This window comes from Kitasatospora sp. NBC_01266 (assembly GCF_036242395.1).
Taxonomy (GTDB): domain Bacteria; phylum Actinomycetota; class Actinomycetes; order Streptomycetales; family Streptomycetaceae; genus Kitasatospora.
In genome coordinates this window covers 5,470,517-5,482,559 of record NZ_CP108458.1, presented here as the reverse complement: position 1 = coordinate 5,482,559, position 12,043 = coordinate 5,470,517, and the positions used below count along the sequence as shown (strand labels likewise).

Here is a 12,043-nt window from a genome sequence, read left to right as displayed (position 1 = left end):
TGATCTGTCACCATTCTCCAGAAGGCAAGAGTTCGCCCAGGAGTCCACCCGGTCGGCGGAGCGCGGTCCACCGCGCACCCGACCGGACCACGACTCCGACCCGTGGCGGGCGACCCCAGGAACCCCTGGGGCACCCACCGGCCGCGGATGCAAGGACCGTTGCTGCCGGCCGACCCGACGGGGTCGGCCCGGCCGCTTGGGTCGAGGACGCGACCAGGAGATGGATGGGACCGCGCAGTGCGGGGCAACGACCGCTACGAGGTTGATGATCACCTCTCCCAGTTCGAGGCCGAGATGGAGCGGCTTCGCAAGGAGCGGGACAAGACCGTCGAGCATGCCGAGGACCTCGCCTACCAGGTGGAGGTGCTCCGGGCCAAGCTGCACGAATCCCGTCGGCAGCTGGCTCAGCCGCGCGCTTTCGACGCCGTCTCCGGCCAGGCCGAGCAGCTGCTGCGCACCGCGGAGCTGCAGGCCCAGCAGCTGCGCGCGGACGCCGAGCGCCAGCTGCGCGAGTCCCAGGCGGCCACCCAGCGGCTGATGGCCGAGGCCGCCGAGCGGACCGCCCGGCTGGAAGCCGAGCTGCAGGCCCGCCGCCGCCAGCTCGAAGAAGAAATGGTCGAGCTGCGCCGCGCGGCCGAGAAGCACGTCAACGAGAACGTCAACTGGGCCGAGCAGACCCGGGCCGGCACCGAGCAGGAGGCCCAGCGCCTGCTGCAGGAGGCCCGCGCCGAGGCCGACCGCCTGATGGCCGCCGCCCGTGCCGAGGCCGAGGCGCTGGCCGACCAGGCCCGGGCCCGGACCGCCGCCGACGTGGACGCCGCCCGCGGCGAGGCCCAGGCCGCCGCCGAGGCCGCCCTGCTGCGCGCCCAGAGCGACGCCGAGCGGCTGCTGCGCGCCGCCTCCGAGCAGGCCCAGCAGACCGTGGGCCAGGCCGAGGAACTGCGTGGCAGCGCCGCCAACGAGGCCCAGCAGCAGCTCGCCGGCGCCCAGGCCGCCGCCGCCCAGCTGCAGGCCGAGGCGCTGGCCGCCGCCGAGCAGCGGGTCGCCGCCGCCCAGGCCGAGATCACCGAACTCAAGCTGCGCGCCGAGGAGGACCAGCGGCAGGCCCAGGCCGCCGCCGCCCGGGCCCAGGCCGAGATCGAGCGGCTGCGCACGGAGGCCGAGGCCGAGGCCGAGCGGGCCCGCCAGGAGGCCGCCGAGCTGCGCCTGCACTCCACCCGGGCTGCCGAGCAGCTGCAGGCCGAGGCGCTGGCCACCGCCGAACAGCGGGTCGCCGACGGCGAGGCCGCCAGCGAGCAGCGCTCGCAGACCGCCAAGGCCGAGGTCGCCCGGATGGTCGCCAAGGCCACCGAGGAGGCCGAGCGGATCAAGACCGCCGCGGCCGAGCTGCTCACCCGGGCACAGACCGCGATGGCCGAGGCCGGCGCCGCCAAGGCCGCCGCCGATGACGAGAACGACCGGCTGCGCACGGCCGGCGAGACCGTCGCCAACCAGCTGCGGTCCGAGGCCGAGGCCGCCATCGCCGAGCTGCGCGCCGCCGCGCTGGCCGAGGCCGGCGAGCTGCGGGCGCAGGCCGAGGCAGCCGCCGAAGCGCTGCGCAACGACGCCCGCGAGCAGGGCCGGGCCGAGGGCGCCAAGGACGCCACCGTGCACCTGGCCAAGGCCGCCAAGAGCGCCGAGGAGTCGCTCGCCCGGGCCACCCAGGACGCCCACGCCACCCTCGCCGAGGCCGCCGCCGAGGCCGAGCGGGTGCGCGCCGAGGCCGCCGCCGAGGCCGAGCGGCTGCGTGAGCAGGCGCAGGCCGCCGTCGAGCAGGCGCAGAACGCCGCACTCGACGACGCCGCCGGCATCCGGGCCCGGATGGAGGCCATGCAGGACGAGGCGGCCCGGCTGCGCGCCGAGGCCGAGGAGCTGCGCACCGGCGCGGCCGCCGAGGCCGAGAAGGTGCGCGGCGAGGCGCGCCGGCAGGCCGTGGCGCAGATAGAGGAATCCGCGAAGAGCGCCGAGGAACTGCTCACCAAGGCCAAGGCCGACTCGGACGAGCTGCGCGCGGGCGCGGCTGCCGAGGTCGAGCGGCTGCGCACGGAGGCCAAGGAGCAGGCCGCCCAGATGCAGGCGCGGGCCGAGCAGACGCTGGCCCGGGCCCGTGGCGAGGCCGAGAAGCTGGTCACCGCCACCCAGCAGCAGTCCAAGGACACGCTGGCCTCCGCCAAGGCCGCCGCCGCCGAGAACCGGGCCGCCGCCGAGCGGGAGACCTCCGAGCTGCGCCGGCAGGCGGTCGAGTACGACCAGCGGGTGCGCGCCGAGGCCGAGGAGCAGGCCGGTGCGATCCAGGCGGCGGCCCAGCAGGCCGCCGAGGAGCGCGAGGCGCAGGCCCTGGCCGAGGCCGAGCGGCTGCTGGCCGAGGCCGACGCGACCGCGACCGCGCTGCGCGAGGAGGCCCGCCGGGCCGCCGAGCAGGCAGCCGCCGAGCTGCACCGCGAGCGCGAGGAGAGCACCGCCCGGCTGACGGCGGCTCAGCAGGCCCAGGAGCAGGCCCAGGCGGCCGCCACCGAGCTGACCGAGCGCACCGAGGCCGAGCTGACCGCGCTGCGCGAGCAGGTCCAGCAGGAGACCACCGGGCTGCGCGAGCAGACCGACCGGGACGTCACCGAGCTGCGGGCCACCGCCGAGCGCGAGACCGGCGAACTGCGCGAGCGCACCGACGCCGAGGTCGCCGCACTGCGCGAGCAGGTCCAGCAGGAGACCGGTGAGCTGCGCGAGCAGGCCGCCGAGTTCGACCAGCGGGTGCGGGCCGAGGCCACCGCCTACGACGAGCGGCTGCGCGCCGAGGCCGAGGAGTTCGACCAGCGGCTGCGGGCCGAGAGCCAGGAGCAGGCCGGCCGAGTGCGGGCCGAGGCCGAGGCCGCCGCCGAGGCGCTGCGGCTGCGGGCCGCCGAGGCGCTGGAGCAGGCCGAGGCCGTCGCCGAGACGACCGTGGCCCGGGCCGACGAGGAGGCGACCGGCCTGCGCGCCGCCGCCGCCGAGGAGGCCGCCGCGCTGCGCGTCGAGCTCGCCGAGGCACTGGAGCAGGCCAAGCTGGAGGCGGCCGGCGTCACGGCCGCTGCCACCGCCCGGGCGACCGAGCTGGTGTCCACCGCCGAGGACGAGGCGGCCGCCGTCCGCCAGTCGGTGGCGGGGATGCACGAGAGCGCCGCCCAGCAGGTGGCCGAGCTGACCGAGCGCGCCGAGCAGGCCGCCGCCGAGCTGCGCTCGCTCGCCGAGCGCGAGACCGGCGAACTGCGCGAGCAGACCGACCTGGACGTCACCGAGCTGCGGGCCACCGCCGAGCGCGAAACCGGCGAGTTGCGCGAACGCACCGACGCCGAGGTCGCCGAGCTGCGGGCGCAGGCCCAGGCCGAGACCGACGAGCTCCGCGAGCGCACCGACCAGGAGACCGCCGAGCTGCGCTCCCTCGCCGAGCGGGACACCGCCGAGCTGCGCGAGCAGGCCGCCGCCGCGGCGGCGGCCGAGCGGGAGGCCGCCGAGCGCGAGGCCGCCCGGATCGCCGCCGACGCGGAGACCTACCACGACCGGCTGCGGGCCGAGGCGGACGCCTACGACAGCGGCCTGCGCGCCGAGGCCGAGCAGTACTCGGCCCAGCTGCGGGCCGACACCGAGGCCGAAGCCGCCCGGATCGCCGCCGACGCCCGCGACTACGACGCCGCGCTGCGCACCGAGGCCGAGGCCCACCTCGCCGAGGCGCAGCAGGAGGCCCACCGGCAGCACGCCGAGGCACAGGCCCAGGCCCAGCAGACGGTGGCCGAGGCCGAGGAGCGCGGCGCCGCGATCCTGGCCGAGGCCGAGCAGTACGCGGCTCGGCTGCGCACCGAGGCGGAGGAGTACGCCTCGGCCACCCGCACGCTGGCCGAGGAGTACGAGGTCGCCACCCGGTCCCGGGCCGACGCCTACGACTCGAGCACCCGCGAGCAGGCCGAGCAGTTCGACACCGCCACCCGGGCCCAGGCGACCTCGGTGCTGGAGAAGGCCTTCGCCGACGCCGAGTCGCTGGGCGAGGAGGCCCAGACCACCGCGCTGGCCACCACGGCCGCCGCCGAGGAGCAGGCCGACGCCATGGTGGCCGCCGCCCGCAAGGAGGCCGAGCGACTGGTCGCGGCCGGCGAGGCGGCCGGACAGGCCGAGGTCGAGCGGGCCAGGGCCGACGCCGACGCGCTGCTCTCCGAGGCCCGCCGGGACGCCACCGCGATCCGCGACCGCGCCGAGGAGCTGCGCGAGCGCACCGAGGCCGAGGTCGAGGCCCTGCACGAGCGCGCCCGCAAGGAGAACGCGCAGGCCATGAAGTCGGCCGGCGAGCGGGTGGACGCGCTGGTGACGGCGGCTCAGGAGCAGCTCACCGAAGCCGAGGAGCAGGCGGTGGCCGCCGTCGCCGAGGCCGAGGACCGGGCGGCTGCACTGGTCGCGGCGGCCGAGGAGCGGGCCACCGAGCTCACCTCCCAGGCGTCGGCGGAGGCCAGCAAGGTCCGGATCGCCGCCGTGCGCAAGGCCGAAGGCCTGCTCAAGGAGGCCGAGCAGAAGCTCGCCGCGTCCACCACCAAGGCCGAGAAGCTGGCCGCCGAGGCCGACCGGAAGCTCAAGTCGGCCCAGGACGAGGCCGAGGAGCAGCTGGAGGCCGCCGCCGCGGAGGCCGCCAAGCGGCTGCGGGCCGCCGAGGAGACCGCGGCCGAGCAGCTGCGGCTCGCCGAGGAGGAGGCGGACCGGGTGGCGGACAACGCCCGGACCGAGGCCCAGCGGGTCACCGACGAAGGCCGGCGCGAGCTGGACGAACTGGTGCGCCGGCGCAAGGACATCAACACCGAGATCTCGCGCGTGCAGGACGTCCTGTCCGCGCTGGAAGCCTTCGAGGCGCCGTCCCCTGTGCAGCAGGCGACGGCCCGGGAGGCGGCCGACTCGTCCGGGGGCAACAAGCGCGGCGGGGGAGCCAACGGGGGCTCGAACGGGGGATCCAAGGCGGGCGCTGGAGTGGGCGCCCCCCGATCGGGTGGCGGCAGGTCCGCAGGGACACCACCCGATTGAGCGGACATTGTCCGTGCGCCCTAGGCTTTTCGCCTACGACACTCCGGTAACGTGTCAGGATTCCCTCAACCTCATCAGCGGTTTGACGACAGGAAGCCCAGAACCCCATGAGCGACAGTCACTCCCCTCACGGCTTCGACCTGGTGCGACGTGGGTACGAGCGCGCCCAGGTCGACGAGCGGATCACCAAGCTGGTGGCCGACCGTGACAGCGCGTTGACCCGGATCAGCGCGCTGGAGAAGCGGATCGAGGAACTCCACCTGGAGACGCAGAGCGCCCAGGCCCAGGTGGCGGACGCCGAGCCCTCCTACGCCGGTCTCGGCGCACGGGTCGAGAAGATCCTGCGGCTGGCCGAGGAGGAGGCGAAGGACCTGCGCGAGGAGGCGCACCGCGCCGCCGAGCAGCACCGCGAGCTGGCCGAGGCCGCCGCGCAGCAGGTCCGCTCCGAGGCGGAGAACTACGCCAAGGACCGCAAGGCGAAGGCCGAGGACGAGGGTCTGCGGATCGTCGACAAGGCCAAGAGCGACTCCGCCCAGCTGCGCGCCGAGGCCAACAAGGACGCGGTCAACAAGCGCGAGGAGGCGGAGGCCCTCTTCGAGGAGACCCGCACCAAGGCCGCCCAGGCCGCGCTGGAGTTCGAGACCAACCTGGCCAAGCGCCGCGAGCAGTCCGAGCGCGACCTGGCGGCCCGTCAGGCCAAGGCCGAGAAGCGGCTGGCCGAGATCGAGCACCGGGCCGAGCAGCTGCGCCTGGAGGCCGAGAAGCTGCGCACCGACGCCGAGCGCCGCGCCCGCCAGACGGTGGAGACGGCCCAGCGCCAGTCCGAGGACATCGTGGCCGACGCCAATGCCAAGGCCGACCGGATCCGCAGCGAATCCGAGCGCGAGCTGGCGGCGCTGACCAACCGCCGCGACTCGATCAACGCCCAGCTGACCAACGTCCGCGAGATGCTGGCCACGCTGACCGGCGCGGCCGTCGCCGCCGCCTCGCTGCCCACCGACGACGCGCTCGGCGTCCCGGCGCAGCAGTCCCGCTGACCCGGCTTCACCGCTGAGGCGGTAGCTGTCCGCTGATGCAGCGCCAGAACGGCGCCTGACCCCACCGAGGGGTCAGGCGCCGTTCTGCATGGCGCAGGCCGCCCGGGGTCCGCTAGACCCGCCGCAGCAGCGCCGTCACGGCCGCGTTGAAGGCCGCCGGGGCCTCCAGCGCGCTCAGGTGCCCCACCCCCGGAATCACCGTCAGCTCGGCGTCCGGCAGCGCCATCGCCATCGCCTCCGCGTCCGCCACCGGGGTCAGCCCGTCGTGCTCCCCCACCACCACCGCGGCCGGCACCGCCAGTTGCTCCAGGGTCGCGAAGGAGTCGGCCCGCGCCGCCATCGCGCGCTGCGCCCAGGCCACCCCGGCCGGACTGGCGGCGCCGATCAGCGCCCGCACCTCGGCGGTCAGTTCGCCGGTGGAGTCCGGGCCGAGCAGCGAGGCCTCGGTCTTCTCCTCCAGCAGCAGCGCCACGCTGTCCCGGGCCAGCACGGCCGAGGCGATCCGCTCCCGGTTGGCCAGCGCGGCCGGCTGGTCGGCGCTCGCCTTGGTGTCGGCCAGCAGCAGCCCGGCCAGCCGGTCCGGGTGGCGGCGGGCGAAGGCCATCGCCAGGTAGCCGCCCATCGAGACCCCGCCGACCACCGCCGTGGCCACCCCCGCCCTGTCCAGCAGTCCGGCCAGCTCGTCCGCCCAGTGCTCCAACGAGGGCTCGCCGACCGGCGCCGGGGAGTCCCCGAAGCCCGGCAGATCGGGTGCCAGCACCCGGGCCGTGCCCAGCGCACCATCGAGCTGGGCGCGGTACATCCCGGCGTTGAGCGGGAATGCGTGCAGCAGGAGCAGCGCGGTGCCCGCGCCGCGGTCACGAAGAGCGAGATCGGTCATGGCGCCCACCGTAGGCGGCATCCCGAAGGGCCGCACAATCCGGTCCCGTAAGTCTGATTTGTCATAACCTGACGATGTATGAGAATCAGGAAGCAGGAGCGCCGATGATCGAGCTGCACGACCTGACCAAGCGGTACGGCGACAAGCTCGCCGTGAACGGACTCACCTTTCAGGTGCCCCGGGGGGTCGTCACCGGCTTCCTCGGCCCCAACGGCGCCGGCAAGTCGACGACCATGCGGCTGATCCTCGACCTGGACCGCCCCAGCAGCGGCCGGGTCACCATCGACGGCAAGGGCTACGGCCACCTCAGCGAGCCGCTCAAGTACATCGGCGCGCTGCTGGAGGCCCAGGCCGTGCACCCGGGGCGGACCGCCCACAACCACCTGCTCTGGCTGGCCCAGAGCAACCGGATCCCGGTCGGCCGGGTGGACGAGGTGCTCGCCCTGGTCGGCCTGACCGAGGTGGCGCACAAGCGGGCCCGCGGCTTCTCGCTCGGCATGCGCCAGCGGCTGGGCATCGCCTCGGCGCTGCTCGGCGACCCGGAGATCCTGATGTTCGACGAGCCGGTCAACGGGCTCGACCCCGAAGGCATCCTGTGGATCCGCAATCTGATGAAGCGGCTGGCCGCCGAGGGCCGGACCGTCTTCGTCTCCTCCCACCTGATGAGCGAGATGGCGCTGACCGCCGAGCACCTGGTGGTGATCGGCCGGGGCCGGCTGCTGGCCGACCTGCCGATGGCCGAGTTCATCGAGCGCAACTCGCGTTCGCTGGTCCGGCTGCGCACCCCGCACCCCGAGCAGTTGCTGGACGCGCTGGCCCAGCAGTCGATCACCGCCGAGCCCGGCCCCGACGGCTCCTTCGAGGTCTCCGGCGGCGACCCGGCCCAGCTCGGCGACCTGGCCGCCGCGCACGGCGTCACCCTGCACGAACTGAGCCTGCAGCGGGCCTCCCTCGAGGAGGCGTTCATGCAGATGACGGCCGACTCGGTGGAGTACCACGCCGGCAACGGCAGTGTCCCGGGTGCCCTGCCCACGAGCAGCCGGCCCCCGGACGGCCCGACCCCGACCGACGCCCCGGGCGCCCCGGCCACGGGCCCGGGCACCGGCTGGGGCGAGCAGTGGCAGCCGGCCCCCGGACGCAGATCCAAGAAGCAGCAGAAGGGTGCGAACTGAGATGGCCTCCTTCCCCGCGATCCTCCGCTCGGAGTGGACGAAGATCCGCACCGTCCGCTCCACGGTCTGGACCCTGCTCCTGGTCTTCCTGGTGACGGCCGCGCTCGGCGCGCTGATCTCGCTGCTCACCAAGAACAACTTCGCCGACTTCCGCAAGGGCGTCACCACCCCGTTCGACGCCACCGCGACCAGCCTCTCCGGCATCATGCTCGGCGAGATCGCGATGATCGTCTTCGGCGTGCTGGCCATCGGCAACGAGTACAGCAGCGGGATGATCCGGGTCTCGCTGGCCGCGGTGCCGCAGCGCGGCACCCTGCTGACCGGCAAGACCATCGTGCTGGGCGTGCTGGCCCTGCTGGTCTCGCTGCTGACGGCCTTCGTCACCTTCTTCCTCGGCCAGGCGCTGCTCGGCGACCACCACACCACGCTGGGCGCGCCGCACGTGCTGCGCGCGGTCCTCGGAGCCGCGATCTACCTGACCCTGCTCTGCCTCTTCTCGGCCGGCGTGACCGCCATGCTGCACAACCAGACGCTGGCGTTGGGCATCCTGGTGCCGTTCTTCTTCCTGCTCTCGCCGATCCTCGCGGCCGTGCCGAAGGTCAAGAACGTGGCGCACTACTTCCCCGACTACGCCGGCCGGCAGCTGCTGACGGTCTTCCCGGCGGCGGACACGCCCTACGGCTGGGTGGGCGGCCTGCTGGTCTGCGGCGCCTGGACGCTGGCGGCGCTGCTGGGCGGCGCCGCGGTGCTCAAGGGCCGGGACGCCTGACGGCGGCTCAGCGGCGGGGCGCCGCGGCTCAGTAGCGGGGCGCCCCGCGACCGCGCTGGATCGCGGAACCGCGCCGCTCGCGGGCGCTCCAGCAGGCCCGGTGCCAGTGCCGGCGGTCCTCCACCCCGGCGCCGTGGTCCGGCCAGGCCACCACGTGGCCCGTCCCGGGCGGGATCTCCTGGTCGCACCCCGGGCAGCGGTAGTGCCGGCCGGCGGTGCCGGCCACCGTCTGCACCACCCACTCCTCGCCCCGGAAGCTCTCCGTCCGACGCAGCGAGCCGCCGATCGGGGCCGGCTGCTCGGCGCTCCGATCGGCGGAGCCGCTGATCCGGTTGCGACGCGGAGACACGATGTTCACCTCTCGGTGGGGGCACGGTTCGCTCTCCAGGTTACGGTCGGCGAGCCCAGGTCGGCAGCGAGTCGCGCTCGGGTGCACAGCGACCTTTATCACGCCTTGGTCGGCCCCTGACGGGTTTTCGGTGATATCCACCCGTTCTTCCGGGAAATCGGTCGACCCGGGTGCCTATGGCACATGACATGGGTTACTCACGTGGTGACAGAGCGGGGCTCGCACAGCCTGCGCGCACCCGAGGAGGGTAATTTTCCGTGACCCAGACCAGCGCCGCCGCCGGCGTCCACCGCGGCCCTGACGCCGACCACGCGCCACGCGCCGACCGGACGGGTCGCGGCGGCCGAGCGCCCCTGGCCGACCGACCGCTCGCGCTGCCCCCGGCACCCGCCACGGAGCGCGGCGGCAGCCATCCGGCGGCCCAGGACACCATCCGGGTCGGCGCGTTCCTGCTCTCCGCCCAGTTTCCCGGCCAGCGCCACGCCCAGGCCCTGGAGCGGACGGTGGCGGCCACCATGGCCGCCGAACGGGCCGGGCTGGACGCCGTCTGGCTGGCCGAGCACCACTTCGTGCCGTACGGGGTCTGCCCGAACGCCGCCACCCTGGCCGCGCTGCTGCTCGGCCGGACCCGGCGGATCCAGCTCGGCACCGCCGTCAGCGTGCTCTCCACCACGCACCCGGTCGCGCTCGGCGAGCAGGCGGCGCTGCTGCACCTCACCTCGGGCGGGCGGTTCACGCTGGGCGTCGGACGCGGCGGCCCCTGGATCGATCTGGCGGTCTTCGGCGGCGGGGTGGCCGCCTACGAGCAGGGCTTCGCCGAGCGCCTCGACCTGCTGCTGAGCTTCCTGCGCGGCTCCCGGGTGCGCGGGGACGGACCGCAGTTCAGCTTCCCCGAGGTCGCGGTGGTCCCGCGGGCGGTGGAGCCGGCCCGGCTGAGCGGCACCGAGCTGGCGGACTGGCTCGGTCTGCGCGCCGAGCCGGCGCTGCGCTTCCCGCGCCAGCGCACCGAGCCGGGCACTGCCCCGCCGACCGGTGACCCGAGCGCCGCCGGGCCGCCCGTGGTGGTCGCCTGCACCTCGCCCGCCAGCGTGGAGCTGGCCGCCCGGCGCGGGCTGCCGATGCTGCTCGGGATGCACTCGGGCGACGAGGACAAGCAGCTGATGCTCGCCGCCTACCGCAGCGCCTGGCGGGCCTGCGGGCGCGGCGAGGAGCAGTTGGCGCGAGTGGAGCGCGAGCACGTGGCGGCCGGGGTGGCGCAGGTGGCCGACCGGACCCCGGCGGCCCGGTCCACCCTGCTGCGGGCGATGCCCGGCTGGTTCGAGTACGGGCTCGGCGCGCACCGCACGGTGGACGGCCGGGAGCGCAAGATGCGCGATCCGTACGCGTACACCGAACTGCTCTGCGACCTGCACGCGGTGGGCACCCCGCGGCAGTGCTCGGACCGGCTGCTCAGCACCGCCGAGCGGACCGGGATCCGGCGCTTCGCGCTGCTCGCCGAGGGCTCGGGCGACCACGCGGGCACCCTGGAGAACATCGCCCGGCTCGGCGCCGAGGTGCTGCCCCAGCTGAGCTGAGCGGCACCGGCCGGTCCCGGCCGGGCAGTGCACTGGTTCCGGCGATCCGTCAGGACGGTCGGTCGCCACCGAGGGAAGTGGCGGCCGACCGAGCTGACGGCTCAACAGTCGCGCATCTCCGGCGACTGGTTCAGCAGCTGGGCCCGGACCGAGGTGAACCGCTGGTGGCGCTCCTCGGCCTCGGTGCCCGGACCGAAGACCGCCACGCGGTGGCAGTTCTGGAAGGCCAGCTTGACCCCGAAGTGCCGCTGCAGGGCACCGCGGATGGCATCGCTCGCCATCGCACGCAGCAACTGGCCGCGTGCCTGCTCGCTCGGCGGCGGGACCTGGTTGTCCGCGAAGCCGGTGCCGTCGACCCCCATCTGGGCGACGAGCGAGCTGATCAGGTCCCAGGCGTAGGGCAGGGACGTACGGACGCAGTCGACGAACTCCCGCTCGTCGACCTCGCCTCGCTCGGCCTTCTCCAGAAGAGCCGGTGAGACGTCGAGCGACATGGGTTCTCCTCTCGGGGTCCACCACGCGCACCTCGCGCGGGTGGTCGTGCCAAGTGCGGATGGTGCCAGGTGCGATTGGTGCGATTTGTTCGTTTGATGCCGTTGGTTCTGTTCGTTCTGTTGGTGCGGATTGTGCTGATCCGGTGCGAATGGTTCCGTGCCGTGCTCTGTCGGTGGACCCCGGTCGGGGTGCGCCGGTCGGACCCGGCGTGCGGTGGTGCCGCCATGGTCGGCACCCCTGGCGGGGCGGAAGCGGCTGCGACCAGGGTGGCAGCCAAAGCCTGACAAAACTCGCGATTGTCGCTATTGCCGCCGAACCAGGTGCCAACGCGGCCAGAATGGCCGAAACCAGTCCGGTGGCGCCAGTACCGGCCCATCTCCCCACTCCATCCCCGTTTGGCTACGCGGGCGTTCGAAGGCGTCACCCAACGTAGCGGTCTGCGCGCGCACGCGCCAGACCGCGGGAGCCACGGACTCCCGGGTTCCCATGGTTCGCCCCCTTCTACTCCCCGGCGCGCCCCTCGGATCGACTTGCTTCAATTGGCTCCGCCAGCCCTGATCCCCCGACCGCGCGTCTCGCCGAAACGCTTCTCAGCGCCGCACATCCCGTCCGCAGTCGAACGCCGGCCGAGGGCATTGACGCACCGAGCGTCGTTCTCCGGTCACCTCGCGTGATCGCGCTCAAGCGCCGCTCA

The 12,043-nt window shown here is 74.5% G+C and carries 8 protein-coding genes; 5 read left to right on the top strand and 3 right to left on the bottom strand.

The genetic code is table 11. The features are described from left to right. The first annotated feature begins 237 nt into the window (after positions 1-237). Both OG403_RS24005 and OG403_RS24000 read left to right on the top strand, forming a co-directional pair. The gene (locus OG403_RS24005) at positions 238-5,073 is read left to right on the top strand and encodes a hypothetical protein (protein ID WP_329567693.1); all 4,836 of its coding nucleotides are present in this window, start codon (positions 238-240) and stop codon (positions 5,071-5,073) included. A gap of 107 nt (positions 5,074-5,180) precedes the next feature. Next, positions 5,181-6,110, top strand: a complete 930-nt coding sequence (locus OG403_RS24000) for a cellulose-binding protein (RefSeq protein ID WP_329567692.1) — start codon at positions 5,181-5,183, stop codon at positions 6,108-6,110. Between the two features lie 112 nt (positions 6,111-6,222). Here OG403_RS24000 and OG403_RS23995 read toward each other — a convergent pair whose 3' ends face one another. Then, the gene (locus OG403_RS23995; RefSeq protein WP_329567690.1) at positions 6,223-6,990 is read right to left on the bottom strand and encodes an alpha/beta fold hydrolase; all 768 of its coding nucleotides are present in this window, start codon (positions 6,988-6,990) and stop codon (positions 6,223-6,225) included. Between the two features lie 104 nt (positions 6,991-7,094). On the opposite strand from OG403_RS23995, the gene OG403_RS23990 reads away from it, so the two are divergent. Both OG403_RS23990 and OG403_RS23985 read left to right on the top strand, forming a co-directional pair. Further along, positions 7,095-8,162: an ABC transporter ATP-binding protein gene (locus tag OG403_RS23990; RefSeq protein WP_329567688.1), complete on the top strand. Its 1,068-nt coding sequence runs from the start codon at positions 7,095-7,097 to the stop codon at positions 8,160-8,162. A 1-nt stretch (position 8,163) separates the two neighbouring features. After that, positions 8,164-8,931 (top strand): ABC transporter permease subunit, encoded by a 768-nt coding sequence (locus tag OG403_RS23985; RefSeq protein ID WP_329572507.1) that lies wholly within the window; start codon positions 8,164-8,166, stop codon positions 8,929-8,931. A 28-nt stretch (positions 8,932-8,959) separates the two neighbouring features. Here the strand turns inward: OG403_RS23985 and OG403_RS23980 are convergent, their stop codons facing one another. Then, on the bottom strand, positions 8,960-9,280 hold the full coding sequence (locus OG403_RS23980) for an ATP/GTP-binding protein (RefSeq protein WP_329567686.1): 321 nt from the start codon (positions 9,278-9,280) through the stop codon (positions 8,960-8,962). A gap of 431 nt (positions 9,281-9,711) precedes the next feature. Here OG403_RS23980 and OG403_RS23975 point away from each other — a divergent pair, with 431 nt between their 5' ends. Next, positions 9,712-10,854, top strand: a complete 1,143-nt coding sequence (locus OG403_RS23975) for an LLM class flavin-dependent oxidoreductase (protein ID WP_329572505.1) — start codon at positions 9,712-9,714, stop codon at positions 10,852-10,854. Between the two features lie 101 nt (positions 10,855-10,955). Here the strand turns inward: OG403_RS23975 and OG403_RS23970 are convergent, their stop codons facing one another. Beyond that, positions 10,956-11,348 (bottom strand): SCO5389 family protein, encoded by a 393-nt coding sequence (locus OG403_RS23970; RefSeq protein WP_329567684.1) that lies wholly within the window; start codon positions 11,346-11,348, stop codon positions 10,956-10,958. Between the last annotated feature and the right edge of the window lie 695 nt (positions 11,349-12,043).

Coding starts and splice junctions, on each gene's coding strand:
- OG403_RS24000 (WP_329567692.1), top strand. CDS start 5,181: ATGAGCGACAGTCACTCCCCTCACGGCTTCGACCTGGTGCGACGTGGG.
- OG403_RS23995 (WP_329567690.1), bottom strand. CDS start 6,990: ATGACCGATCTCGCTCTTCGTGACCGCGGCGCGGGCACCGCGCTGCTC.
- OG403_RS23990 (WP_329567688.1), top strand. CDS start 7,095: ATGATCGAGCTGCACGACCTGACCAAGCGGTACGGCGACAAGCTCGCC.
- OG403_RS23985 (WP_329572507.1), top strand. CDS start 8,164: ATGGCCTCCTTCCCCGCGATCCTCCGCTCGGAGTGGACGAAGATCCGC.
- OG403_RS23970 (WP_329567684.1), bottom strand. CDS start 11,348: ATGTCGCTCGACGTCTCACCGGCTCTTCTGGAGAAGGCCGAGCGAGGC.